24 protein-coding genes are annotated in these 26171 nt (G+C 39.6%); 10 read left to right on the forward strand and 14 right to left on the reverse strand.

What is annotated here, in order from left to right:
- Positions 1-50: 50 nt before the first annotated feature.
- The 5 genes from lpdA to WMZ97_RS02995 all read right to left on the reverse strand — a co-directional run bounded on the left by lpdA (position 51) and on the right by WMZ97_RS02995 (position 5983).
- Positions 51-1457: a dihydrolipoyl dehydrogenase gene (gene lpdA, locus WMZ97_RS02975; RefSeq protein WP_343270570.1), complete on the reverse strand. Its 1407-nt coding sequence runs from the start codon at positions 1455-1457 to the stop codon at positions 51-53.
- 5 nt (positions 1458-1462) lie between these two features.
- A complete protein-coding gene (locus tag WMZ97_RS02980; protein WP_343270571.1) occupies positions 1463-2791 on the reverse strand; it encodes a dihydrolipoamide acetyltransferase family protein in 1329 nt (442 codons plus the stop codon).
- A 24-nt stretch (positions 2792-2815) separates the two neighbouring features.
- A complete protein-coding gene (locus WMZ97_RS02985) occupies positions 2816-3793 on the reverse strand; it encodes an alpha-ketoacid dehydrogenase subunit beta (protein WP_343270572.1) in 978 nt (325 codons plus the stop codon).
- 3 nt (positions 3794-3796) lie between these two features.
- Positions 3797-4879, reverse strand: coding sequence for a pyruvate dehydrogenase (acetyl-transferring) E1 component subunit alpha (gene pdhA, locus WMZ97_RS02990; protein WP_343270573.1), 1083 nt, complete (start codon positions 4877-4879; stop codon positions 3797-3799).
- A gap of 405 nt (positions 4880-5284) precedes the next feature.
- Positions 5285-5983, reverse strand: coding sequence for a YkyA family protein (locus tag WMZ97_RS02995; RefSeq protein ID WP_343270574.1), 699 nt, complete (start codon positions 5981-5983; stop codon positions 5285-5287).
- 233 nt (positions 5984-6216) lie between these two features.
- Here WMZ97_RS02995 and def point away from each other — a divergent pair, with 233 nt between their 5' ends.
- From def to rnjA, 3 genes are all read left to right on the forward strand, one after another.
- Entirely contained in the window at positions 6217-6768 is a 552-nt protein-coding gene (gene def / locus WMZ97_RS03000; protein ID WP_343270575.1) for a peptide deformylase, read from the forward strand.
- 797 nt (positions 6769-7565) lie between these two features.
- Entirely contained in the window at positions 7566-7775 is a 210-nt protein-coding gene (locus WMZ97_RS03005) for a DNA-dependent RNA polymerase subunit epsilon (RefSeq protein WP_343270576.1), read from the forward strand.
- 4 nt (positions 7776-7779) lie between these two features.
- The gene (gene rnjA / locus WMZ97_RS03010) at positions 7780-9447 is read left to right on the forward strand and encodes a ribonuclease J1 (RefSeq protein WP_343270577.1); all 1668 of its coding nucleotides are present in this window, start codon (positions 7780-7782) and stop codon (positions 9445-9447) included.
- A 764-nt stretch (positions 9448-10211) separates the two neighbouring features.
- Here rnjA and WMZ97_RS03015 read toward each other — a convergent pair.
- The 5 genes from WMZ97_RS03015 to WMZ97_RS03035 all read right to left on the reverse strand — a co-directional run bounded on the left by WMZ97_RS03015 (position 10212) and on the right by WMZ97_RS03035 (position 17042).
- Positions 10212-11933 (reverse strand): pyruvate oxidase, encoded by a 1722-nt coding sequence (locus WMZ97_RS03015; RefSeq protein WP_343270578.1) that lies wholly within the window; start codon positions 11931-11933, stop codon positions 10212-10214.
- A 94-nt stretch (positions 11934-12027) separates the two neighbouring features.
- Complete coding sequence (locus tag WMZ97_RS03020; RefSeq protein ID WP_343270579.1) at positions 12028-12693, reverse strand: potassium channel family protein; 666 nt, start codon at positions 12691-12693, stop codon at positions 12028-12030.
- Between the two features lie 102 nt (positions 12694-12795).
- Complete coding sequence (locus WMZ97_RS03025) at positions 12796-14637, reverse strand: ABC transporter ATP-binding protein (protein WP_343270580.1); 1842 nt, start codon at positions 14635-14637, stop codon at positions 12796-12798.
- 16 nt (positions 14638-14653) lie between these two features.
- A complete protein-coding gene (locus WMZ97_RS03030) occupies positions 14654-16405 on the reverse strand; it encodes an ABC transporter ATP-binding protein (protein WP_343270581.1) in 1752 nt (583 codons plus the stop codon).
- Between the two features lie 187 nt (positions 16406-16592).
- The gene (locus WMZ97_RS03035; RefSeq protein ID WP_343270582.1) at positions 16593-17042 is read right to left on the reverse strand and encodes a TlpA family protein disulfide reductase; all 450 of its coding nucleotides are present in this window, start codon (positions 17040-17042) and stop codon (positions 16593-16595) included.
- A gap of 302 nt (positions 17043-17344) precedes the next feature.
- On the opposite strand from WMZ97_RS03035, the gene WMZ97_RS03040 reads away from it, so the two are divergent.
- Entirely contained in the window at positions 17345-18184 is an 840-nt protein-coding gene (locus tag WMZ97_RS03040; RefSeq protein WP_343270583.1) for a mechanosensitive ion channel family protein, read from the forward strand.
- 49 nt (positions 18185-18233) lie between these two features.
- On the opposite strand, the gene WMZ97_RS03045 is transcribed toward WMZ97_RS03040, so the two are convergent.
- The 3 genes from WMZ97_RS03045 to cbpB all read right to left on the reverse strand — a co-directional run bounded on the left by WMZ97_RS03045 (position 18234) and on the right by cbpB (position 20589).
- Complete coding sequence (locus WMZ97_RS03045) at positions 18234-18485, reverse strand: YkuS family protein (protein WP_343270584.1); 252 nt, start codon at positions 18483-18485, stop codon at positions 18234-18236.
- A gap of 95 nt (positions 18486-18580) precedes the next feature.
- On the reverse strand, positions 18581-20077 hold the full coding sequence (locus tag WMZ97_RS03050) for an MDR family MFS transporter (RefSeq protein ID WP_343270585.1): 1497 nt from the start codon (positions 20075-20077) through the stop codon (positions 18581-18583).
- 68 nt (positions 20078-20145) lie between these two features.
- Entirely contained in the window at positions 20146-20589 is a 444-nt protein-coding gene (gene cbpB / locus WMZ97_RS03055; RefSeq protein ID WP_343270586.1) for a cyclic-di-AMP-binding protein CbpB, read from the reverse strand.
- A 230-nt stretch (positions 20590-20819) separates the two neighbouring features.
- On the opposite strand from cbpB, the gene trhA reads away from it, so the two are divergent.
- From trhA to WMZ97_RS03080, 5 genes are all read left to right on the forward strand, one after another.
- The gene (gene trhA, locus WMZ97_RS03060) at positions 20820-21455 is read left to right on the forward strand and encodes a PAQR family membrane homeostasis protein TrhA (protein WP_343270587.1); all 636 of its coding nucleotides are present in this window, start codon (positions 20820-20822) and stop codon (positions 21453-21455) included.
- A 282-nt stretch (positions 21456-21737) separates the two neighbouring features.
- Entirely contained in the window at positions 21738-22595 is an 858-nt protein-coding gene (locus tag WMZ97_RS03065) for a metallophosphoesterase (protein WP_343270588.1), read from the forward strand.
- A 98-nt stretch (positions 22596-22693) separates the two neighbouring features.
- On the forward strand, positions 22694-23278 hold the full coding sequence (locus WMZ97_RS03070) for an SCO family protein (protein ID WP_343270589.1): 585 nt from the start codon (positions 22694-22696) through the stop codon (positions 23276-23278).
- A 152-nt stretch (positions 23279-23430) separates the two neighbouring features.
- Positions 23431-23910 (forward strand): YkyB family protein, encoded by a 480-nt coding sequence (locus WMZ97_RS03075; protein ID WP_343270590.1) that lies wholly within the window; start codon positions 23431-23433, stop codon positions 23908-23910.
- Between the two features lie 219 nt (positions 23911-24129).
- Positions 24130-24345 carry a hypothetical protein gene (locus WMZ97_RS03080; protein ID WP_343270591.1) on the forward strand — a complete coding sequence of 72 codons (216 nt, stop codon included), beginning with the start codon at positions 24130-24132 and terminating at the stop codon, positions 24343-24345.
- Positions 24346-24391: 46 nt separating this feature from the next.
- Here WMZ97_RS03080 and WMZ97_RS03085 read toward each other — a convergent pair whose 3' ends face one another.
- Positions 24392-24745, reverse strand: coding sequence for a hypothetical protein (locus WMZ97_RS03085; RefSeq protein ID WP_343270592.1), 354 nt, complete (start codon positions 24743-24745; stop codon positions 24392-24394).
- Between the two features lie 521 nt (positions 24746-25266).
- On the opposite strand from WMZ97_RS03085, the gene WMZ97_RS03090 reads away from it, so the two are divergent.
- Positions 25267-26082 (forward strand): DMT family transporter, encoded by an 816-nt coding sequence (locus tag WMZ97_RS03090; protein ID WP_343270593.1) that lies wholly within the window; start codon positions 25267-25269, stop codon positions 26080-26082.
- Positions 26083-26171 lie beyond the last annotated feature (89 nt).

The raw sequence follows: 26171 nt of genomic DNA on the forward strand, positions 1-26171 counted from the left end.
TAGAGCTATAGACCAGCCCAACTGCGTTTTTGTATAAACATTTTATTGTGTTACATCGTATGAATTGGCATTCCTAACGCTTTTTCAGCGGCCTCCATGGTAGCTTCACCCAAACTTGGATGTGCGTGAACCGTAAGCGCGATATCTTCTGCTGTCATGCCTGCTTCGATTGCCAAACCAATTTCAGCGATAACGTCACTGGCATTTGGTCCAGCAACTTGCGCTCCAATTACAAGTCCATCTTCCTTGCGGGTAACTAATTTTAAGTATCCATCACTATCATTTAACGATAGAGCCCGGCCATTAGCTGCAAACGGAAACTTCGATGTTTTTACATTATAGCCTGCTTCTTTTGCTGATTCCTCATTGTGTCCAACCGTTGCCAGTTCTGGATCAGAGAAGACAACCGCAGGCATTCCAATATAATCAACTTCAGACTTTTCACCACTGATTGCCTCAGCTGCAATTTTTCCTTCATATGAGGCTTTATGGGCAAGTGGCATCCCTGGAACAATATCGCCAATTGCATAAATATTAGATACATTAGTCCGACATTGTTTATCGACGTTAATCAAGCCTCTATCGTTTACTTCGATACCAACTTGCTCCAAGCCAATTTCCTGGGTGTTTGGTTTACGTCCAACGGTAACAAGCACATAATCCGCGTCAATCGTTTCCTCTTTCCCATTTGCTTCATATGTTACTTTCACACCATCGTTTGTTTCTTCCGCACCCTTGGCCATTGCCTCCGTAATAATGGTAACATTTTTCTTTTTGAGCCGCTTTTTAACAACCTGGGATGATTGTTTTTCAAAGCCGCCTAAAATATCTTTGGTACCTTCCAGCACGATGACTTCAGAACCAAAGTTTGCATAAGCCGATCCTAATTCAGTTCCAATATAGCCGCCACCGATAACGACCAGCTTTTTCGGAATTTCTTTTAGATTTAAAGCACCTGTGGAATCCAACACCCGATCCGAGAAGGCAAAGCCAGGAATTTCAATTGGTCTCGAACCAGTGGCAATAATACAATTGGTAAACTTGTATGTTTGCGACTGCTTGTCGTCCATAATCTTAGCCGTATTTTCATCAACAAAATACACTTCACCCTTGACAATGTCCACTTTATTGCCTTTTAATAAACCTTCCACGCCAGATGTAAGCTTGTTGACTACCTTTCCTTTCCATTTCTGTACTTTGGAAAAGTCAACGGAAACCTTCTCGGTTGTAATTCCTAACTCTTCATTGCCGTGTGCTTGTTCGGTTAGATGACCCGCTTGAATTAATGCTTTGGATGGGATACACCCAACATTCAAGCATACACCGCCCAATTCACCCTTTTCAGCAATTGTCACTTTCTGCCCCATTTGAGCGGCCCGAATTGCGGCAACGTAACCGCCAGGACCAGCTCCAACTACTAATGTGTCAACTTCTACCGGAAAATCTCCTACTACCATTGTTTTTACGCCTCCATCATGATTAATTGTGGATCATTCAGCAATCGTTTGATTTGGTTCATTGCTAATTGAGCTGTTGCACCATCCACGATGCGATGGTCAAAGCTTAACGATAATGCAAGAACCGGAGCGACAACTATTTCTCCATTCCGAACAACTGGCTTCTCAGCAATACGCCCAATTCCTAATATAGCTGCTTCAGGGTAATTTAATACTGGCGTAAACCACTGACCGCCCGCGGAACCAATGTTCGTAATGGTGCTTGATGCTCCTTTCATTTCGTCCGGAGTTAGTTTACCACTTCTTGCTTTATCTGCCAATTCATTAATCTCCTGAGAAATCGCGAAAATGGATTTTCGATCGGCATCTTTGACGACAGGTACAAGTAACCCTTTATCCGTATCAGCAGCAATACCAATGTTGTAGTAATGTTTATGAATAATCTCATCGGTATCATCATCAACCGCTGCATTTAAAATTGGATATTTTTTCAACGCTGACACAAGTGCTTTGGCAACATATGGCAAATACGTTAATTTAATGTCTTGTTCTGCTGCAACAGCTTTAAATTTCTTCCGATGTGCTACCAGCTCGGTTACGTCAATATCATCCATCAAGGTAACATGTGGTGCTTTTGTTTTTGAATTAACCATTGCTTTGGCGATAGACTTGCGGATTCCGCTCATTTTTTCACGCGTTTCCGGATAGTCGCCTTTTGGAACGGCTGACTCTTTTGGTGTTTCGGTTTGTTCCTGATCTTGACCTTTTTGTTCAGTTGTTTCATCCGTTGATGTCTGTTCGCCATTCAGATAATCGTCTATATCTTCTTTTAGTACCCGTCCGTTTTTGCCGGATCCAGTTACTTGTTGAATGTTTACATCATTCTCACGTGCGTATTTACGGACAGATGGCATAGCAATTACACGTTGATTATTATCTCCCGTGTCTGTTTTTTTCTGATTCTTCTTATCTGCTTTTTCAGCTTCGTTTTCTTCTGGCTGCTCTTGTTTTGTTTGTGATTTGGATTCTTTTTCTTCCTGCTTGTCTTTGCCATCGTCAGTATCGTCAGCACTTGATTCGTCTGTGTCCTCATATCCTTCTGCATCAAACGTAATCAGTGTATCACCAACGACTGCAACCTCTCCTTCGCCAACATGAACCGATTTTACGGTTCCATCAACCGGGGAAGGAATTTCTACAACAGATTTATCATTTTGCACTTCACAAAGTACATCATCTTCTTTTACTTCATCGCCATCTTTGACAAACCATTTGGCAATTTCTCCTTCATGAATGCCTTCACCGATGTCCGGCAGTTTAAATTCATATGCCATTTGTTTCAACCTCCAATCTCTAAATTAAAAATTGATGACTTGATTCACCTTTTCCACGATATCCTTATGATCCGGGAGCCAAACTTCTTCTGCTTGCGAAAAAGCATAAACCGTATCTGGGGCTGTAACCCGTAAAATAGGAGCTTCCAAATGCAGAATAGCCCGTTCCTGGATTTCTGAAATTACATTTGAGGCAATACCTGCCTGTCGTTGCGCTTCTTGAACAAAGACCACCCGGTTTGTTTTTTCAACGGAAGCAATAATGGTATCCATATCAACTGGAGAAATCGTCCGTAAATCAATTACCTCCGCATCAATATCATTCTTTTCCAATTCATCAGCAGCCTTTAATGCAGAATGGACCATTGCCCCATAAGCAATGATTGTTACATCGGATCCTTCCCGTTTCACATCTGCTTTACCAAGATCAATGGTATATTCTTCTTCAGGTACTTCATCACGGAACGAGCGATATAATTTCATATGCTCTAAGAATACGACTGGATCATTGTCACGGATAGACGCAAGCAATAATCCCTTAGCATCTTTTGGTGTTGATGGAATGACTACTTTAATACCTGGCTGCTGAGCAATTAAGCCTTCTAGTGAATCTGCGTGCAATTCAGGTGTGTGTACCCCACCGCCAAACGGTGAACGAATAGTGATTGGCGCATTCAGCGTATCACCGGAACGATAGCGTAACCGGGCCATTTGTCCATTAACAGCGTCCATTGTTTCATAAATAAAGCCGAAGAATTGAATTTCTGGTACTGGACGATATCCCTGTAATGCTAAACCAATCGAAAGACCACCGATCGCTGATTCAGCTAATGGTGTATCAAATACACGATCTTCGCCGAATTCCTTTTGCAATCCTTCTGTAGCACGAAATACGCCACCATTTTGACCGACATCTTCACCATATACGAGCACATTTTCATCATTTTTTAATTCCGTGCGCAATGCGTCGGTGATTGCTTGAATCATTGTCATTTGTGCCATGATTTACTTCGACTCCTTCTCTTTATATTCTTCCATTTGTTCTTGAAGATTCGCAGGAAGTTCTTCAAACATGTGCGAAATCAAATCTGTTACTTTTTGTTTAGGATATCCGTCCGCTTTTTTAATTGCTTGTTTAATATCTTCTTTCGCTTCCTCAATCACTTTATTTTCCTGTTCTTCAGACCATAGTTTTTTGCCTTCCAAATATTTGCGGAAGCGAACAAGTGGATCTTTCTTCTCCCATTCATTATCCAATTCTTCCGTCCGATAACGAGTTGGGTCATCTCCCGCTGTTGTATGTGGTCCAAAACGATAGGTTAATGTTTCAATTAACATTGGTCCTTCACCATTGATCGCACGTTCACGAGCATGTTTCGTCGCTGCATAAACAGCCAGCACGTCCATTCCGTCGACCTGAATTCCCTCGATCCCTGCAGCAACGGCTTTTTGTGCAAGTGTTTTTGCCTTTGTTTGCTTATCGACAGGTACAGATATAGCAAAGCGGTTATTTTGTACAACAAAAATTGCTGGGGCACCAAAAGCACCGGCAAAGTTCAATGCCTCATAGAAATCCCCTTGTGAGGTTCCACCGTCACCAGTATATGTGATGGCGACAGATTTACTGCCCCGTTTTTTCATCCCAAGCGCAACACCCGCTGCTTGCGTATACTGGGCACCGATTATAATCTGAGGACTTGTTGCATTCACACCTTCTGGGAATTGGTTCCCGTGAAAATGTCCTTTAGAAAATAAGAATGCTTGATATAGTGGCAGCCCATGCCAAATAAGCTGCGGTACGTCACGGTATCCAGGTAATACGAAGTCTTCTTTCTCCAAAGCATAGTGACTGCCAAGCTGCGAGGCCTCTTGACCGGCAGTTGGCGCATAAAAACCTAGCCGTCCTTGTCTATTTAAAGCCATGGAACGCTGATCCAGAATACGGGTATAAACCATTCGACGCATAAGTTCTTTCAGATCATCATCGGAAAGATCGGGCACGTCCTCTTTATTTACTACCTTGCCATTTTCATCAAGAATCTGGAACATTTCGAACTGACTTTCAACACTCTCAAGTACGTGTTTCAAAATAGTTCACCTCTTCCTTTCTTTAAACCGTTTAATATTTTTCATAACTAGTCTTCCCAAAACCAGAAAAAATCTGTACCATTTCGCTTTTATTCTTGTACCCGTATTTATTTATGTTTAATCTGTGTTTATCTAATTCCAAAACTGTTACATTACCTTTTCAAGAATAACTGGTACAATACTTAATCTAGTATGAGTGTAGCTTATTTGCTCCGCGGGGTCAATCACTTTGTTTATTATTCCATAATTTATGTATGCCTTTTCTTTTTTAGTGGACAATAATGGTACACCTGTTATAGTTGTTGTTCAAATCTGTATCATTGTATTATAGCAACTTACAACAGATGAAGTCCTAACAAGATAAAACTTTATAATCTCCTAGACAACAAAAAAGAGCTGTTACTATCAGCTCTTTTTGTCATTCTTTTTATTCGCTTGTTTTTCATCTGATTGATACTCCACGTCCAAATCTGCCGCTTGATAAAATTCCTTTTTAAGCTCGTTATACTCCGTTGTGTCCGTATTAAATGCTTTATTAGCTTCCAATACATCCTGATAGCTGTCATTAAGTTTTGAAATATGTTCCGTGAGCTTCTCCTGTTCGATATCCTCATCTGGTAACATTTCATACAGTTGCTTTTCCAACTCGAGTGAATGATTATACGATGTATATAACGTGTCATAAGCTTTATATCGTTTCATCATCATGTCATACATTTTTTTTGCCTGTGCTTGCGTTTGCTTATCGTCAAGCTTGTCCATTAAATCGTTTACCTTCTCAAATTCTTCTTTGGATGCCTCCATACTTTCCTTTTCTTTTGCTGTTTTATCAGCACGTTCATCGATTGTTTCTAATGCTTGATCGGAAAGTTCTTTGACTTTGTCTAAATCATCCATACCCAATTCAATAATTTCCCCATATAACGATTGCTCTTTTTGTTCCAAATCAACAATCGGATCTTGTTGTTCTTCAAATGAATCTTCCAATGTAACTGCTTCTTCCAAGTGATCATACATTTTATCTTCTGTTGACGAAGCTCCACACGCCGACAACATGACAATAAATAATAAAAAGATGATGCCCCTTGTTCTTTTTAATAACACGTGAGCGTCCCCTCCTCTTTGTTAACTATATAGATACATCCAAGTATATCATATGGAATAACCACAATGACATAGTAAAAAACGTCTTATCCTACAGCAAATTTATGACCGAATACGTCTACTTATGCTAAAATAAAAATTGATTCCGGTAACATATGTTTTATAATGAAATGTATCGAAAGTCTTATTGCACGATGCTCAAGCAAGTACAACAGATGAGGAGTGTCATATAAATGTTAACCATGAAAGATGTCGTACGGGAAGGTCATCCAGCTTTACGAAAAGTATGCGAAGAGGTTGCTCTCCCGGCGACTGAGCAAGAACTCACATTATTGGAAGATATGCTGCAATTTCTAAAAAACAGCCAGGATGAGAAGGTCTGCGATCAGTACAATTTACGTCCTGGTGTCGGGCTGGCAGCACCGCAAGTCGGTGTAACGAAGCGCATGGTCGCCATTCACTTTGAAGATGTTCGGGGAAAATGGTATACGTACGGGTTATTTAACCCCAAGATTATTAGTCATTCCGTAGAAAAAGCATATTTAACGACCGGTGAAGGATGCTTGTCGGTGGATCGGAATGTGGAAGGATATGTTCCAAGGTATGCGCGCGTTACCGTTAAAGCAACCGATTTAAATGGGAAAGAATTAAAACTTCGCTTACGGGACTATGCTGCAATTGTTTTCCAGCATGAGATTGATCATCTAAATGGTATTATGTTCTATGATCACATTAACAAAGAAAATCCATATATCACCCCGGAAAACGCCAAGCCTGTTGATTAATCAAAAAATTGCTTTTTACTGGAGAAATTTATGTACAAAACACAAAAAAGAAGATGTTTTGTACATAGATTCCCCTGTATTTAAAGTAAGCAATCCCCCCATACAAACTTTTCTTAAAAATGAAAACAAACCTTACTCTTCACCTTATCGATTTCATAGCAGCACCTTTTTTCATCATTCCCCCGTATAAAAAAACTTTTTTAGCAAAAAATAAAAACTAGAAATGTATCGTCGGATCTTCATTAATCCTGTATTCTGCAAAAAGAAGATCAAATTTTTTTCACATAAATAGCGTGTTTTTATTTCATTATCTGGCAAACCGTACTATACTATAAATAAGAGGGATTGGATCGGTAGAATATGTTTGCTTTTCTTATTATTGGAAAGGAGATGCAACGTATCATGTTGAAACGCCTAAAAGAAAAGCTAAAAAAACGCTTGAAGGATATTTTAGGCCAAGGACGTGTACCAACTACTTGTGAAGAAGACTACCAATGATGGACCAATCGTACATTAACGAAAATCACGTAATAAATACAAAGTAAAAAGCGCCCGGTTGACGGCTTATATGCTTATACTTTGTTTACTATCAAAAAAGCAATGCCTTACGTTACGACTGTTTTACCATAAAGGAATCAACCATGCTGCGGAATTGTATTAAATAAAGCGGACAATCGGATGAACTTTTGCTTGTTATTTACTGTAAGGATGGTAATAGCCAGCTGTTTTTTCTATTGTCTTACTTGATGATGTATTTCATTAAAAATAAAAAATTAGAAAGTGTTAGGAGAGATGAAATGGTTTTTAAAGTATTTTATCAAGAAGACCCTAGCGAAATACCTGTTAGGGAACGCACAAAGACATTATTTGTCGAAGCAGAAACAGAACGGGAAGTACGGGATAAACTTGTTGATCGCAAATTAAACATTGAACATATCCAAAAACTGGACCAAGCACATTTAGAATATGAAAAACAATCCAAAGATTTTGCTGTGGAGACTGCTTAAGACGATGAAATTTGTTAAAAATGACCAAACAGCAGTATTCGCATTAGGTGGACTGGGTGAAATTGGGAAAAACACATATGGTGTGCAATTTCAAGATGAAATTATTTTAATTGATGCCGGGATCAAGTTTCCCGAGGACGAATTACTTGGAATTGACTATGTTATTCCCGATTATACCTACCTGGTCCAAAATCAGGACAAAATTAAAGGATTATTCGTAACTCACGGACATGAAGACCATATTGGTGGAATTCCTTTTTTATTACGTGAGTTAAATGTGCCCATTTACGCTGGTAAACTTGCGATCGGTTTAATCAGAAATAAATTAGACGAGCATGGTCTATTAAGAAACGCTAAATTGAATACTATTGGAGAAGACGATTGCATTAAATTCCGCAAAACGTCAGTCAGTTTTTTCCGCACAACACACAGTATTCCTGATTCCTATGGTATTGTAGTCAAAACACCTCCAGGAAACATCGTTCATACAGGGGACTTTAAATTTGATTTCACCCCTGTTGGCGAACCAGCCAATTTAGCTAAAATGGCTGAAATTGGAAAAGAAGGTGTCCTATGCTTGCTTTCCGATAGTACAAATAGTGAAATTCCCGGATTTACGATGTCCGAGCGAATCGTTGGTGAAACCATCAGTGATGTATTTGATAAAGCAGAAGGACGGTTGATTTTTGCAACGTTTGCATCTAATATTTATCGTCTGCAGCAAGTAGTAGAATCTGCCGTAAAGCATAACCGAAAAATTGCTGTGTTTGGCCGCAGTATGGAATCCTCTATCACAATCGGTCAGGAATTAGGTTACATTAGTGCACCAAAGGATACATTCGTTGATGCCAATCAAATTAACCGGCTTCCAGCCAATGAAGTGACGATTCTATGTACAGGCTCTCAAGGTGAAGCGATGGCGGCTCTATCGCGAATCGCAAATGGTACACATCGTCAGATCCAAATTATACCTGGTGATACGGTTGTATTTTCATCATCTCCAATCCCTGGAAATACGATCAGTGTAAGTCGAACCATTAATAAATTATATCGTGCCGGAGCAGATGTTATCCATGGAAAGCTTACAAACATCCATACATCTGGTCACGGTAGTCAAGAAGAGCAAAAACTAATGCTCCGCCTGATTAAGCCAAAATATTTCATGCCAATTCATGGTGAATTCCGCATGCAGAAAGAGCACTCAAAGCTAGCTGAAGCCTGCGGGGTTGATCCAGCAAATATATTCCTAATGGATAATGGCGATGTATTAGCATTAGGGAAAGATAATGCTATGGTTGCCGGTAAAATACCTTCTGGTTCGATCTATGTTGATGGAAGTGGGATTGGCGATATTGGCAACATCGTACTGCGCGATCGACGCATTCTGTCTGAAGAGGGTCTGGTTATCGTCGTTGTGAGCATTAATATGAAGGAATTCAAAATTTCATCTGGTCCTGATATTATTTCACGAGGTTTTGTTTACATGAGGGAATCAGAAGACCTCATTAACGAGGCGCAAAAACTGGTTTCTGCCCACCTCGCTAAAGTAATGGAGCGAAGGACAACACAATGGTCAGAAATCAAAAATGAAATAACCGACACCATTGCACCATTCCTTTACGACAAAACAAAACGCCGTCCGATGATATTGCCGATTATTATGGAAGTGTAAAGTAATAGTAACAGCTTTAATAAAAAAGCTGGACAACATGTTTTTAGTTTAAAAATCCGAACGAAAATTCAAGTTCCTCAATGGGAATTTTTGTATTCGTTCGGATTTTTCTTTGTTGTATTTAAGCGTGTATAGAGTTATAGCAATGAAGTACTTTGATCAAGTATAAGAAATCTTTACTACTTAGTATAGATATACTGCGACATAAATAAGACGTTGATTTTTAAATACGAGTGCCGCTCCCACCGTCCGGGATCGCTACGGGCGGATGCTTTTTAGCGGGCTCGCGATGAGCTTTCCCGCTGGAGTCACCGCCCGTAGCGATCCCGGACTAGTTAGGCTATTTATAAAGTGAAACTTCATTCAGTGGGGGTTTCCCTTTCTCCCCCACTGAATGTTAGTTGAACAGAATCGGGCCTTTACGGGCTGTTGACCCCCACTTATCTTTTTTAGTTCCACCTTAAAATCTTGAAGTGGGGGTCTTACTGCCCGTTAAGGCGGGATAAAAAATTGCACACACCGTACCAGCGAAGTAAAAACACAGAGACTCCAGCCGCCTGCTAAAAAGCGTAGTGTTTTTCCGTAGTGGCAATTTAATCGCCATCTCATTTTACGTCGCAGTTTCCATCAACTTCGAATTATACTTCAGCAGAAAAATAATATTTTAAAATTCACATCCTATATTCCTTCATCTTTAGGGTAGAAATTTTCCATTATATCCAGTCACTTCTATCATACGATAAGACACAAGCTCTTCGCAGTTTTTATAATAACCGTTTAACAGATGTTGCTGGACTTGGAAAATCAACCTTGCCATTATTAAAAAACTCCTTCACTAAATATTTTCCATAATGAAGGGCCTGGTCGTACGTAATTTTTCCTGGAAGTGGTGCTTGATCCTTGATTGCCACGTCAATAATTGCCGGCTTGTCAGACAAGAAGGCTTGCTGCATTTTTGTTGCCATTTCTTCATACGTTTCAATTCGGAAACCATCTCCGCCACAGCTTTTGGCAAACTCGGCAAATTCAACTTCTCCCAAATCGGTTTCGTAAGTCAGGTTCCCCATTTCCTCCTGCTCATATTGAATCATCCCTATTTTACGATTGTTCAAGACTACTATTTTAATTGGTAAATTATATTTTACCGCGGTGACAAAATCGTGCATGACCATACCAAAACCGCCATCTCCGCAAATCCCAACAACTTGCTTATTTGGATAGGCTAGCTTTGCAGCAATTGCCCCAGGTAGCCCAGACCCCATGGTGGCAAGTCTCCCAGAGATAACAAATTTTTGATGAACAAATGGAAAATAACGTGTTGTCCAAACAGTAACATTACCAACGTCGCAGGAAATAACTGCATCTTTATTGGTTACCTGTTCAAGTGCATACATCACCTGTGGTGCAACAATCGGATCAGTTTCCTGTCTTTTCTCCTGTTGCATGTGGATATGCCAATTCTTCATTTTATCCTGGTATTTTTTTAGGAATGCACTATTTTCTTTCGGCATAACCATATCCGTAAGCTGTGGCAATATCTTTTTCGCATCTCCACATAACCCCTCGGTAACGGGATAATAATTACCTATTTTGTCCGGTCGTATTTCGATTTGGACAGCCTTCACATGGTCTGGTAAAAAGTCACGATATGGAAAGCTTGTTCCAATCAATAATAAGAGATCGGTTTCCATTATTGCCTCATAAGCCGGTTTTGTACCAATTTGTCCATGCTGTCCCAGATTTAATTCATGATAATCCGGTATTGTCCCTTTTCCTAGTAAACTCAAAACAACAGGTGCTTGAATCGTCTCGGCAAACGTGGCCAGTTCCTCCCGCGAATGTGCTGCCCCTCTGCCTGCTAGAATAACTGGTTTCTTAGCTTCGTTAATCAGCTGTGCAGCATTTGTAATTACCCTTTGCTCGGGTATAATCGCTGGTTGAACAAGTACCGGTGCGGTTATCGGTTGGGAATGTTTCTGCTTCACAGCAGCCAAATCATCAGGAATAATTAATACAGAAACACCATTTTTGACATAGGCCGTCCGTATCGCCATATTTACTAAGTCAGGCAATTGTTCCGCTGACTCCGCTTGTTCATTAAACACTGCCACATCATCAAACAGCCGTTCTAAATTAATTTCCTGAAAGGCGTCCGTGCCGACTTGATTGCTTTTTACTTGTCCCACAATAGCAAGGACAGGCGCGCCGTCCTGTTTTGCATCGTATAACCCATTTAAAAGATGGACTGCCCCTGGCCCAGCGATGGATAAGCACACCCCCAGTTTTCCGGTTAATTTGGCATAGGCACTCGCCGCTAATGCCCCTACTTCCTCATGTCTTATTTGAATAAACGAGAGCGCATCCTGTTTCTTTCGCAAATCGTCAATCAATTCATTAATCGAATCACCAGGCATTCCGAAAATATGATTTACCTTCCAATGTTGCAATAAATCGGTGATAATTTCTCCGGTTCGTTTTTCAAACATATTATGCATCCTTCCTAAACTATTCTCTCTAGTCTATAGCCTAAAAAGCGTGCAAAAAAACCTGCATCATCCATGACGCAGGTTTTAGCATTCTTCAATCGTCCGCTACCAGGTGCTTTTCAAATCTGGAAAGGTCATTATCGGCACCAATGACGATTAAAATATCATCTGATTCGAGTTTATCGTCTGCGCTAGGGGAAACATTAATCTTACTCCCCTTTTTAATCGCGACAACGTTACATCCATAATTTGCCCTGATGTCCAAATCAATTAAAGACTTCCCAAGCATTCTGGAACCAACCTTTACCTCGACAATACTATGTTCATCGGACAACTCCAAATAATCAAGAATATTGTTAGAAATAATATTATGGGCAATTCGTTTCCCCATATCACGCTCAGGATGAACAACTTGATCCGCTCCAATTTTATTTAAAATCTTTTCATGATAATCATTTTGAGCTTTCACCGTAATTTTCTTGATATTAAAGTCAGTTAGGACAACAGTGGTCAAAATACTTGCCTGAATATTATCTCCGATTGCCACAATGACATGGTCAATATTCTTGATTCCTAAATCTTTCAAAGTTGCTTCATCAGTAGAATCGGCAATGACTGCATGGGAAGCAATATTTTTAAATTCATTTACCTTATCCTCATCAATATCAATGGCGAGTACTTCCATGCCTTCCATACTTAGTTCCCGACAAATACTGCCACCAAAGCGGCCAAGACCAATTACCGCAAAATCACGTTTCATACCCGTTTCCTCCATCATCCATTTCGTTTTTTACGTTATCTATCATACAATAGATTTCACTTGATTACGATTTTTTATAGTCATGCCTTTTCAATTTTTATATCATATCGCATCAAGCATTTGAAATTGTGATTTGACTAATTCGAAGTACTCGCCGCGTTGCTTCATCAGCTCAGTGTGATTACCATGCTCCAAGATTTCTCCTTGCTGCAGTACAAAGATCGTATCCGACTCACGAATGGTCGAAAGTCGATGGGCAATAATGATGGCTGTGCGCCCTTTTAGCAGCCGTTGTAGCGCAGCCTGGATTTTCATCTCTGTCTGGGTATCAATACTTGCCGTTGCCTCATCAAGAATTAATATCCTCGGATTTGCTAGAAGGGCTCTAGCAAAAGATAATAGCTGACGCTCACCAGCAGAAAGGATATTACCGCGCTCTTCTACCTCCGTTTGATAAGTCTCTGCTAATCGCTGAATAAATTCATCTGCACCAACAACCTTTGCCGCTTCAATCACTTCTTCGTCTGTGGCATCAGGTCGACCAAAACGGATATTCTCCATAATCGTTCCAGAAAAAATAAACGTATCTTGTAAAACGACACTAATTTGCTGCCGTAAACTGTCCAGTTGCATATCTCGCAAGTCATGCCCATCGATTCGAACCGCTCCATTTGTCGGATCATAAAAGCGGCTGATCAAATTAGCAATTGTTGACTTTCCACTTCCCGTATGGCCAACAAGGGCAATTGTTTCCCCCTGCTTAATGTCAAGTGATATGTCATGTAATGCTACTCGATCATCATCATAAGAAAAACGAACATGCTCAAATTCAATATGTCCTTTCATGTCATTAAGTGGAATGGCACGTTCCTTTTCCTCCACATTTGGCTGTTCATCCAAAAACTCAAAAATACGCTCTGATGCAGCCATGGCCATCAGCAGTTGATTATACATTTGCCCGAGACGGGAAATCGGATCCCAGAACATCCCCAGAAAAAAAGCGAACGACACAAACGTACCAATTTCAATACCTCCAGCATTTGGTCCTTGGAGTATTAAGTACGCCCCATACGTAATTAAAATAATCGTTCCAAGCGCATTACTTAATTCAACAAACGGACGAAACATAGCACTCTTTTTCGTAGCAATTCGCCAGCTTTCAAAATTATCCGTGTTGATGCCGTCAAAGAATGCTGCATTTTCTTTTTCTTGGGAAAAGGACTGCGTAATCCGGATTCCCTGAATACTCTCGTTCAAGTGTGAATTCAACCGGGATTGCTGAATTCTTGTGTTCTGCCATGCCCGGCGAATGGTACGGCGTAATTTAGTTGAGATATAGAACATAAGCGGAATTACCACCATAATGGCCAAAGCCAATTTGGGACTAAGAACGAACAATATCACGATAATCCCAACCAATGTGATAACATCCATCAGCAAATTAATAATACCATTGGTGAATAACTCCTGTAACGAATTGATATCGTTCATGATCCTAACAAGTATGGACCCTGCCGACCGAGTATCAAAAAACCGGTGGGATAAGCGTTGCACATGGGAAAAAAGTGCCTTACGCAAGTCATAGATTACATTTTGCCCAAGAATATTCACCCATTTAATTCGATAAATATTACCAACATAGTTTAGTAAATAAAGAATACCAATAGTAACGACTAAATATGTCAACAAGCTCGTATTTTTATTCGCGATTGCAATATCAATGGCCACCTTCCCGATCAATATCGGAACGGCCAATCGCACTGCCGTCGAAACAAACATGGCAATAATTGCCCCAGGCAGATATGATTTTGCGTACGGTTTCAAATAAACGAGTAATCGCCACATTTGCTGCCAGTTAAACGGTTTTTCAACTGCCAGGTCGACAGTATAGTAGAAGCGATTTAAATGACGGTTTTTCTTTCCAGTTTTTTCTGCTTGAGCCATTTTTAATCCCCCCTTTTTATAAGTGTGCCGCCTGCATGATAGCATCACGATCCTGATACTGTATATCATAAATACGTTGGTATGGCCCATTATTTATTACCAATTGATTATGCGTTCCCCGTTCAACTATTTGACCGTCTGCCAAAACCAGGATCTCATCAGCATGCTTTAATGAGGAAATTCGATGGGCAATGATAAACGTGGTTCTTCCCTGCATCACTTCTTTTAGTGCTTGCTGGATTTTAAACTCGGTATCCATATCCACCGCAGATGTCGCATCATCCAATACAAGAATGCTCGGGTTAATACAAATCGCCCGCGCAATCGCGATCCGCTGTTTCTGGCCACCTGATAAACCCATCCCGCGTTCACCCAGCATCGTGTCATATCCATCAGGCATGCTCATGATAAAATCATGGGCTTGCGCTCGCTTGGCCGCATCAATAATTTGTTCGTCATTAATATCCGGATTACCATATGCAATATTTTCACGAATACTGGTCGAAAATAAAAACGATTCCTGTAAGACAAACCCTATATGTCTTCGTAATGCCTTTAGTTGGTAGTCAGCTACCGGCTTTTTATCGATAAACACCTCTCCTGCTTCCGGCTCATAAAAACGGGTGATTAGCTGCGTTACGCTCGTCTTCCCCGAACCAGTGGCACCAATTAGGCCAATCACCTTCCCGGGCGGTGCATCAAAGCTAATATGCTTCAAAGCCGCATCCCCATTTTCAATATATGTCAAACTAACGTCGTTAAAGGTAACATGTCCCTTAATCTTGTTATTCAATGCTAAATCACATTCTACGATATCTTCTTTTGCTTCCAGTATTTCCAGCAGTCGCTCCCCGGATGCCTTTGATTGGGAAAATAGATTAATAACAAACCCCAGATTCATAAGCGGCCCGAGGATATACCACACCAGACTAAAAAACGCAACAAGCTCCCCCAGCGCAATCGTGTCATTCATTACTAAATATCCACCATAAGCCAGCAGCGCTACCGCACAAATATCCCCAATAAATTCCATGAGTGGAAAAAACCTTGCCCAAATTTCGGAAGTACGTAAATAGTTTTGCCGGTAATGATTATTACTTGATGAAAACCTGTCAATTTCAAAATCTTCGCGTGACAGCGATTTCACGGTATTCATTCCACTAATATTTTCTTGAACCCTGGTGTTTAACCGTCCAAGAGATTTACGGATACCTTTAAACGCAGGATGGGCACGTTTCTCAAATTGAAATACAACAACCGCCAAGAAAGGCATCGCTGCCATCGTTACCAATGCAAGCGGTATTGAATAATAAAACATCACCGCTAAACTGAAGACAATTAATAAAGTAATTCTTAATAATTCCGCAAAACCGACAGAGAGAAAAAAACGAAACCCTTCCACGTCCGCAGTCAGCCTGGACATCAAATCTCCTGTTTTTGCATTATCGTAGTATTTGAATGATAGCACCTGTAATTTCTCATATAAAGCACTTCTTAATGTGTAAACAGATGTAATTCCGAACAGTTCTCCCAGATACTGATGAAAATAAGTTGCGATTCCTTTTACAATCATGACAACAAAAAAGACAATGGCCAAGTATGGAATCAATGCATAATGATCCTTCAGAACCACTTCATCAATTGTCTTTTGCAATATGATTGGATACACGACCGTTATCGCCGTGACAAACAACAGAAAAAAAAGCGATGTAAAAAAATACTTTCGATAAGGCCAATAAAACTGCTTAAGTTTCTTGAATGTATCCAATGTTTTCCCTCCTCACGTTATTTTCGTACCTTCTAATATAACGGGTTCCGAAGTAAATTGCTATACTTTTACCGCAATTTTTTATTTTTTTGTTGTTTAGTTAATAATTCGTCTTTAGATCTGCTTGAAAAACACGCAAAAAACCGCACCAAACATGATGCGGTTTTTTCATAAAGTATATTTATTTCTAATACGTATTACCCAAGAGGCGATCAACACGTTTGCGCAACATTTTCATCCCGCCGTCGCCTGTCTGAAAGTGGCGCAGTTTTCCTTCTTCGTCGAACACATAGTATGCTGGTACATATTTGTTGTCAAACGCATCGGATAATTTACGCCCATTATCCACGAAAATTGGTTGCGTAATGTTATGCTCATCGGCTACTTCTTTCATTTGATCCAGATCCAAATCCTTTTTTGTGCGAGGCTTATGAACAGCGATAACGTTCAAATCATTTTTATAGTCATCGCGCAACTTATTCACATTAGGCATTGCTTCCTTACATAAACCACAACTTACTGACCAAAAATGAATCAGCGTTGGTCTATTGCCAATTAAATCACTTTTCTGGATCGGATTACTATTAAACCATTTTGTTTCACCCTCCAGTTCAGGCATTTGATCTCTTAATTTCATGTATAATTCCTCCTCCCATCGTATTATTATGCTTTGGATGAATTTGGGTGCATGTTAGGTATACGATCAAACGAAAATTGTGATCTAATATTGGGACGCCACACTTCTAAAATAAAACATATCAGTTTAGCCGCTGCTTCACAAAAATGGAAGTTTTTTATTCTTATTTACACATAACTATAATACAAAGAAGAAGTTTTATTTTTTTCAAGAAGGGTATAATTGCATGAAGGACCATGCTTCATTGGCGATGAACATGTGGCATAACACTAGCAACGAATCACAGAAAGGAGACTATCTGCATGAAAATCTTTGAAGATGGGTTCAAATTGGACATAAGTGGCATTTTTAGTCTGATTGTCCCAATTATATTGCATATTCTAGTATTAATCATTGCCTTTGTTATTTTTGTTCCAATTGGGAAGAAAATCATTTCCAAAGCACTGCAAAAAGCAGGGAACAGTGATAAATTATCCCCTGGACGCGTAAAAACACTGGAAAAATTATTATTAAATATTTTTCGCTATGCAATGATTTTTGTTTTTATCGTCATGTTGTTTGCTATATTATCGATCCCGATTGGCCCGCTTCTTGCTGGCGCTGGAATTATCGGCCTGGCTGTCGGATTTGGCGCCCAGGGACTTGTTAGCGATATTGTGACCGGATTTTTCATTCTGCTGGAACGTCAAATTGAAATTGACGATTATGTTACTGCAGGTGGATATGATGGAGTTGTGGAAGAAGTAGGTTTACGTACAACGAAGATTCGCGACTTTGATGGAACGTTGTACTTTGTACCTAACCGGGAAATTGTTGGAGTGGCCAATCATTCACGAGGAAACATGCGCGCTCAAGTTTATGTAACCGTAAAATATAATGAGAATTTGCATGAAGCAGTCACTGTATTGGAAAACATTTGTACAGAGTTTGCAGACGATGAGCGATTTAAAGAAGGACCGACACTCCTAGGTGTGCAAAGTCTCGATCCTAACAATTTTGTGTTACGGGTTGAAGGCATGACAGAAAATTTCATGCAATGGGGCTGTGAACGAGATATGCGGAAACGAATCAAGGAAGAATTTGACCAGGCAAACTTGCAGGTTCCATTCCCGCAACAAGTAAGCATCGCAGAAGAGCAATAATAGAAACGAATCGTACCCAGCTTAGGTCATTCCAAAGCTGGGTACGATTTTATTTCATCTCTTGTAGTTTTTGTTCTACCATCTGGCAAATATCTTCTGCGTTATAACCACGGGCATCAATAACCGATCCTGTGGTAGTGGTCGTTTGCATCCCCATCACGTTTTCATCCTGGCCGGTAATCACACAGCAATCACAATGCGCTGCATCTTCACTTGTTTTTAAATCAACGACCTCATATCCCTTTTCCATTAGTGCTTCTTTCACATCGGTTAATGCTTGTTCCACACCGATACGTGCCATAATCACTGCCTCCTCTATGGAAATATCTTTCATAGGGTTTCCGATAAACGAGAAACATATGCATCGAAAAGTGAAAACAAGTGTGATGGCAATAGCTATAGCTCATCTGTCTTTTTTGGCATAAAACAGATAATCAGTATGCTAATAACAGCCAACAATAGCAACCCAAAATATACCATATGTAAACCAGTTGTTAGCCCTTCTTGCAAAATACTCCTGGTATCTGCTGACATCGATGTATTTAAATCCGAATCAAGTAAGCTGTTAGCGGTATCAACAGAAACACGGTCTGCTAACCCTTTTTCTTCAATATACGAGTGGATTTTTCCATTTAATATGCCACCTAACAAAGCTGCACCTAACGCACTCCCAAGGGTCCGCATAAACATGTTAGCAGCTGTAGCAATTCCTCTTGTTTTCCAGTCAACCGTACTCTGGATAGCTACAATAAATGCTGTGCTAGTTAACCCCATCCCTGTTCCAATAAAGAACGAGCCTGTTCCTGCCCAAACCGGGCCCCGATCAGGTGACAGCAAAAAGAAGATCATTCCTCCAATAACCAAGGATACCCCGCCAATTAACGAAGTGTTGCGGTACCCAATTTTCAGCAATAGTCTTCCTGCTATCGTCGATGCAATTGGCCAGCCTATTGACATAGTCGTCAGTGTAAACCCGGCTACTGTTGCTGACTTGTCCATTACCCCTTGAACAAAGGCCGGTAAATAACTGGATACACCAATCATAATCATCCCTGTTGTAAGTGAGGTTAAATTAGCTGTAGTGATAATCCGGTATTTCCAAATGACGAACGGCATCATCGGATCGTTTGCCCGACGTTCCTGCATAAAAAAGCAGAGGAACCCGATGGCTGAAATGAGCATCAATCCAGCCATCATCGTCGACTTCCATTTAATCCCTACCCCGCCTTCCACAAGGATAACCATTAATGTACTGACAGCTAGCACAATCCAGAAGGCTCCGGCATAATCAATGGAGCGCTTTTGTTTTTCAACATTTTCGTGTAAAAAGAAAATAATTCCCAGCATCGCAAGTAATCCTAATGGGATATTCATCCAAAACACGTAGCGCCAGCTTAAAATATCCACAAAAAAGCCGCCAAACAACGGACCAATAACTGCTGATATTCCCCAGACACTTGATAAATACCCTTGAATTTTGGCCCGCTCCTGTTTGTTATAAATATCACCAACAATGGTTGTTGCAACAGGCATTAACGCACCGGCTCCAAATCCTTGAATAAACCGAGCGATAATTAACATCGTCATCGAGATGCTGAAGCCGGACAGTGTAGAACCAATCAAAAACAAGGCAACCCCAATAATAAAAACTGGTTTCCTGCCATAAATATCTGCCAGTTTTCCAAAAATTAATACGGTTGCTGCATTGGTCAATAAATATGCTGAGAATACCCAGCTATATAAAGAAAAGCCACCCAGATCAGCTACGATACTTGGCATGGCAGTAGCGACAATCGTCGCTTCAATCGCAGCCAGAAACATTCCAAGCATAACTGACGCTAAGATAAGCGGCCGTTTTCTCCTTTTTGCTTCCTCTTCTGCACTATATTCCATATAAATTCCCCATCTTTTACCTGAAATCTGCTGCATGTCTTTGTATACATCAACACCAATGGTTTCAATTATTCATTCTTTGTATAGTGATCCCGCTTTAATTGTTTCAAAATTGCTCGTCTAGTCACAATCCCGTCAAAATAACCTTGCTTATCAGCAACACATACAAATGGATGATTAATTAACGTGTTTAACCCATCCATAAACGTCATATCCTTTGTGAGATGAGGGATATCTGTATTCATAAATTCATGAACAAGCAAATCGGATAATTTTTCAAACTCAAATCGTTCCAGCCCTAAAATTTGATTTAATATAATTGTTTTACCAATGGTTCCCATTAACTTATAATCAGAATCTAATACAGGAACAGCGGAATAACCAGACTTTACAAGCACCAGTAATGCATGCTCCAAAGGATTATTCACTTGAACATGTGCTACTTTTTCGGAGGGAATCATGATATCTTCAATAACAATATCTGCCAAGTGTTTATCTTCTATCATTCGCATCTAAAACGCCCCTTCACATGATAAAAAAAGCATTTTTATCTCTTTTATAGTTTACCATATCTCACGTACAAAACTCATCTCCCATCTCATTTTATGACATATATTTGCCAGCCACATCAGAAGAATGAGCAACAATTTAATTGGATTCCATATCGATTTTATAAAAAAGCCATACTGTAGTATAATAGTGAGAAGACATATAGAAATTCAAGGACGGAAGGACGAGATTAATGACGACACATACCTATACAAAGCAGGAGGAAATAGCCCACGCAATCACACATGGAATCGGAGCATTATTGAGTATTGCCGGTTTAGTGTTGTTAATCGTGTATGCATCACTTAGTGGTGGCCCATGGCAAATCGTCTCCGGGACTATCTTCGGTGTGACTATGCTGCTCATGTACTTAACATCAACCATTGTACATAGCCTGCCAGAAGGAAAATACAAAGACGTATTTCAAATATTTGATCATTCCTCCATCTACCTGTTTATTGCGGGAACCTATACCCCTTTATTATTAGTCCTGCTTCGAAATGAGATTGGCTGGATACTATTTAGTACAGTATGGGGAATTGCCATATGTGGAATCGTCTTTAAAATATTTTTTGTGAAAAAGTTCCTAATGTTATCTACTCTTTTTTACATCGCGATGGGATGGCTTGTTGTGTTCGTGTGGAACCCATTAACGGCGACTATGCATGAGGATGGTATCTTGCTGCTGATAATTGGCGGGCTATTTTATACTGTCGGTGCAATTTTTTATGTTTGGCGCAGCTTTCCTTACCACCATGCAGTCTGGCACCTTTTTGTTATTGCTGGATCAGCTTTTCACTTTTTCTCTATATTTTATTATGTCATTTAAAAAAATGCATGTTATCCTTGCCCGAACAACACGTATTTTGTTTCAAGGGAAACCTCGGTTTAATTCTCCGGGGCTTTAAACACGCCTTCTTGTAAGCGCTTTATATCACTTTATTATTATCTTATTCCTTCCACAATAATATGTCAAAAGTTTAACTCAATTTCATTCATTTGGTCATTCGAAAAAAGTATATAAATAATCAACTATCCCGTGCTATAATTCTTTAATAAGACATCACGCACAAAAGGGGAAGTTTTTTACTATGGAAAGGTCTGACCAATAATGAACAGAAGATCATTTTTAAAAAGAATTGTCGGGAGCGTGCTTGCCGTTATTGGTGTGAGTGGCGGCACGTATTATTATGCCCGGGATATTGAACCAAGGATGCTTTATACCGATAGTGAAACCATTGCATCTGCAAAAATCCCAAATTCCTTTGATAAGTATAAGATTATTCAATTTTCGGATACACACATCGGTTTTCAATATACATTGGAGCAATTTGCGGATCTTGTTAGCCAAATAAATGATCAAAAACCCGATTTAATTGTTTTCACTGGGGATCTTGTTGATCGGCCAAACACATATCAATGGAATCAGCAGCTCATTGATAGTTTACGTGCATTATCAGCACCAGAAGGCAAGTATTGGATTTATGGAAATCATGATCATGGCGGCTATGGAACCAACATTGTCAAAAATACAATGAAAAAATCAGGTTTTCAATTGTTGCAAAACAGTCATGTCACGCTTAAAAAAGATGATGACCGGATTATTCTTGCCGGGATTGATGATCTAATGCTGGGTAAACCTGATTTAACGAAAACATTAAAACAAGCGAATACGGAACTGTTTACCATCCTGCTTGCTCATGAACCAGATTTTGCGGATACGGCTGTTCAACACCCCATCGATGTCCAGCTTTCCGGACATAGCCACGGCGGGCAGGTTCGCTTACCGTTCATCGGAGATCTTTATACCCCAGCCTATGCGGAAAAGTACATTCAAGGTAAGTATACATTTGATGACCTAACCTTATATGTGAGCAAAGGGGTCGGAACTACCCGACTCCCATACCGATTCTTATGCAAACCGGAATACAACATTTATACATTAAAAAAAATGGAGGCATCTGTTTAAAAATGGATATTGGACAAACCGTAACATTTTATCCATGGTCTTTACAGTAAATACATGCTAAACTAAAGGACAATTTGATGAAAACTGGGGGCATCCAAATGATACGAAAGCGATTCATACAAATAATACCAATTGTGGCTATCTTGATGTTACTGTCTGCTTGCGGGGAGAAATACGAAGGAGATTTTTCCTACACGATCAATGATTTTTCATTTACCGATCAGGATGGTAATAAATTGAGTAATAGTGACTTAGAAGGAAAATTCTGGGTCGCAGATTTTGTTTTTACCAATTGTGAAACGGTATGTCCACCAATGACAGCGAATATGGCACGTTTACAGCAGCAATTGGATGATGCGGATATGAATGATGTGCAATTAGTCTCCTTTAGTGTCGATCCAAAACAAGACACACCCGAGCTATTAAAAACATATGCCAAAGAACGGGGAGCCCTTAATTTTGATAACTGGCACTTACTCACCGGGTATGATTTTGACACAATTAAAAAATTGTCCATCAAGTCATTTAAAGCTGCATTAGACAAGATACCAGATTCCGATCAATATACACATTCATCCAGGTTTTACCTTGTCTCTCCTGAAGGAAATGCTATTAAATCATATGACGGCAGAAAACCAGATGAGATGAAGAAAATCGTGCAAGATATTCAAGATTTCCAATAACTTTTGCTATGCCAGGCGCTAGACAATTCAGTATTGTTTCGCCTGGCATTTTTATTCATACTTTATTCATTGCTAATTTTCTTCCATTATACCTTGAAAATAGACAGGCTTTGCTGTACGATAAAGACAAGCTTATCAAAGGAGGGAAAGTGATGGTTGATCAATCGATCCCATTATGTGACATTGCCAAAGCGCTTTATACTATCAATCGTCATGCCAAAACGGCTCCTGAACCACAGCATTTATATTTTATTAAAAAAGAAGCCATCAAACGACTTCTGCGTGACAAACAGGCAAAAAAAGTTGGACTTCATTTTTCTGACCATCCAAAATTCAGTAATCAGCATTCAACATTACTTGTTAAAGTTGATGACTACTATTTTCATGTACCCCCTGCAAAAGAAGACTTCAAAGAATTGGAGCATCTTGGTACACTCGATCAGGACTTTCGTAATCCTCGAACAAAAATGTCACTTTCACAAGCAAAAAGAATTATCTATCGTTTTATCGATTGGAAGCCCAGAAAAATGCCGGTAACAAACCGCAAAAAACAGTATACCTCATCATACTATACCCAGTCCTCCCTCGGAAAGATGGAATGGCCGCCCAAAAAAGCGCACCGGAATTATTGATGAATAAAACAATGCACCTTGAAAATGCATATAAACGGATTACTGTCTGCGAAAAGGTTTGCCTGCCTTAACATTAGAATAAGACTACATAAGAAGTGACACCATATAAACGTTAGGAACGAGCAAAAACTTTTTGTGGTAACCCAGTGCATACTAATTCAGAATATTATATGTTTTAATTCCTTCTTAAAAAGGAATGGTATAGTAAGGAGGAATAATATGCGAACAGAATTGAAAGACTTTTTGTATGAACTCGGTAATTATGTTGATAAAACGCATACGTTAAAAGACAAATATGAAACACTGACAGATGAGGAAAAAGCACTTGTTATGGAGCATGCTCCTATTGATCAGCTATCCCCAATGGCACAGGATAAACTTGCCTTTGAATGGTTATCTGCCATGCAGCAATCAATGAGTGCACAGAAATCGTAATAGTTGTCGATCGACCGAACCTGTCAAACAAAAAAGTGTATGATTATCATACACTTTTTTTGTTTGACTTGTTTGCAATTGTTGAAACTAATTGAATAACGAACAAGACACCACCAAAAGCGGCCAAGCATTGCAAGGTTATTTTAATTAATTGATGCACGTTGTCATCTGACTGCTGTCCATCGAAAACAAGTACACAAATCATCATTACTAAGCTGGCTATCATATAACTTAGCACTTTAGTCGATTGCAGGGTGACAAACCAATAGACAACTGGTTGAATAATATAATAGCTGGCAAACACACCGATCAATATAATGATAAAATAAAGTTGTTTTTCAGTTAATCCAAGTGTGAGTAATTGACCCTTATTAATCCATTGAACCCCTGCGAAAAGCATCAGATCAACTCCCCTTCCTAACGATTAATAGTAAACAGTTTTAACGAACAAGCAGGAATGTATACAAACGAAGGAAAAATGTTTTAAAACGGGTAATAATCTACCAGCTTATGTCTATGGATAAAGACTAGGAAACGGTGCTCGAAAAACAACTAGAATCGAAATATTTTCCCGCAACTGTTAAACTTCTGATATGTGTAATACAAATTACTTGTTATAATGAAAATAAAAAGAAACTTCATTCAGTGGGGTTTTTCGACGCACTCAGACGTACTAGTGCAGGCGTTGTCACATGAGTGACGGTTTTAGCCTGCCCTTTTTTCCCCAATGAAACGGGAGAACAAAGGCTAAGAACGAGAACGTCTGAGTTGCAATGCCTTTATGACCTGCATCGTGCAGGCTGAGAACAGAACCGGACCTTTGTCATGCAGTTGACCCCACTTATCTTTTTTCGTTTCACCTTGACATCTTGAAGTGGGAGTCTTACTGCACGTAAAAGCGGGATAAAGGGGAAAGATAACATGAACAAAGCATTCTTATTTATCATGATTGGTGCTGCCCTATGGGGGACCATTGGCTGGTACGTTAAACATTTATATACATTCGGCTTTACACCCATGGAAGTCGTCACATTGCGTGTATGGTCCTCTGCGTTCCTGCTTATCGTATTCATGCTACTAAAAGATGCAAAAAAATTAAAGCTTTATTCTTTATCCGATATCAAATACTTTATCGGAACCGGAATTATAAGTATCATATTTTTTAATTATTGTATGTTTACAGCCATTGACCTGTCCACTATTCCGATTGCCACCGCATTACTTTATACGGCACCAGCTTTTGTTACAAAATTATCGTTTTTTATTTTTAAAGAGTCATTAACAAGAATGAAGGTACTTGCTTTAATACTGACTTTATTGGGCACTTGCTTTGTTGTAGGCCTAATCCCGATTCAACCGTCCGTTACTCCGGTAGCCAGCCTTTTGTTTGGAATAGGGTCAGCAATTGGCTACGCTTTATATAGCATTTTTAGTAAATTTGCTTTAAAGAAATACTCTGGCCTAAGCATTACTACTTATACCTTTGTTATTGCCAGTATCGCATTACTGCCTTTTTTTCCATACGGTGAAAAAATCACCCTGCTGGCCACACCATCTGTTTTATACTATGCATTTGGCTTAGGATTTCTGCCAACTGCCATAGCGTATATTATTTATACATACGGACTGAATCAAACGGAAGTGTCAAAGGCATCGATATTAACAACAATGGAACCGGTTGTCGCGTCATTAATTGGTATTTTTATTTTCATGAATCTTTCTCATTTTTTCAAATGATCGGGATGGGATGTATTATTGGTGCTGTTATATTGCTACAACTATATGCAACACCAAAAACAGTGCAGTCTAAGGCAAAAGAACAATAT

The sequence above is a fragment of the Lentibacillus songyuanensis genome (genome assembly GCF_039548255.1).
Taxonomy (GTDB): Bacteria; Bacillota; Bacilli; order Bacillales; family Amphibacillaceae; genus Lentibacillus_C; species Lentibacillus_C songyuanensis.

Coding starts and splice junctions, on each gene's coding strand:
- WMZ97_RS03045 (WP_343270584.1), bottom strand. CDS start 18,485: ATGGCACGTATCGGTGTGGAACAAGCATTAACCGATGTGAAAGAAGCA.
- WMZ97_RS03020 (WP_343270579.1), bottom strand. CDS start 12,693: ATGAAACGTGATTTTGCGGTAATTGGTCTTGGCCGCTTTGGTGGCAGT.
- trhA (WP_343270587.1), top strand. CDS start 20,820: ATGACGACACATACCTATACAAAGCAGGAGGAAATAGCCCACGCAATC.
- def (WP_343270575.1), top strand. CDS start 6,217: ATGTTAACCATGAAAGATGTCGTACGGGAAGGTCATCCAGCTTTACGA.
- WMZ97_RS02980 (WP_343270571.1), bottom strand. CDS start 2,791: ATGGCATATGAATTTAAACTGCCGGACATCGGTGAAGGCATTCATGAA.
- WMZ97_RS03035 (WP_343270582.1), bottom strand. CDS start 17,042: ATGAAATTAAGAGATCAAATGCCTGAACTGGAGGGTGAAACAAAATGG.
- WMZ97_RS03005 (WP_343270576.1), top strand. CDS start 7,566: ATGGTTTTTAAAGTATTTTATCAAGAAGACCCTAGCGAAATACCTGTT.
- WMZ97_RS03070 (WP_343270589.1), top strand. CDS start 22,694: ATGATACGAAAGCGATTCATACAAATAATACCAATTGTGGCTATCTTG.
- lpdA (WP_343270570.1), bottom strand. CDS start 1,457: ATGGTAGTAGGAGATTTTCCGGTAGAAGTTGACACATTAGTAGTTGGA.
- WMZ97_RS03025 (WP_343270580.1), bottom strand. CDS start 14,637: ATGGCTCAAGCAGAAAAAACTGGAAAGAAAAACCGTCATTTAAATCGC.
- WMZ97_RS03085 (WP_343270592.1), bottom strand. CDS start 24,745: ATGCTTTTCGCAGGGGTTCAATGGATTAATAAGGGTCAATTACTCACA.
- WMZ97_RS03080 (WP_343270591.1), top strand. CDS start 24,130: ATGCGAACAGAATTGAAAGACTTTTTGTATGAACTCGGTAATTATGTT.
- WMZ97_RS03050 (WP_343270585.1), bottom strand. CDS start 20,077: ATGGAATATAGTGCAGAAGAGGAAGCAAAAAGGAGAAAACGGCCGCTT.
- WMZ97_RS03015 (WP_343270578.1), bottom strand. CDS start 11,933: ATGTTTGAAAAACGAACCGGAGAAATTATCACCGATTTATTGCAACAT.
- WMZ97_RS03065 (WP_343270588.1), top strand. CDS start 21,738: ATGAACAGAAGATCATTTTTAAAAAGAATTGTCGGGAGCGTGCTTGCC.
- rnjA (WP_343270577.1), top strand. CDS start 7,780: ATGAAATTTGTTAAAAATGACCAAACAGCAGTATTCGCATTAGGTGGA.
- WMZ97_RS03040 (WP_343270583.1), top strand. CDS start 17,345: ATGAAAATCTTTGAAGATGGGTTCAAATTGGACATAAGTGGCATTTTT.
- WMZ97_RS02985 (WP_343270572.1), bottom strand. CDS start 3,793: ATGGCACAAATGACAATGATTCAAGCAATCACCGACGCATTGCGCACG.
- WMZ97_RS03090 (WP_343270593.1), top strand. CDS start 25,267: ATGAACAAAGCATTCTTATTTATCATGATTGGTGCTGCCCTATGGGGG.
- WMZ97_RS03075 (WP_343270590.1), top strand. CDS start 23,431: ATGGTTGATCAATCGATCCCATTATGTGACATTGCCAAAGCGCTTTAT.
- cbpB (WP_343270586.1), bottom strand. CDS start 20,589: ATGCGAATGATAGAAGATAAACACTTGGCAGATATTGTTATTGAAGAT.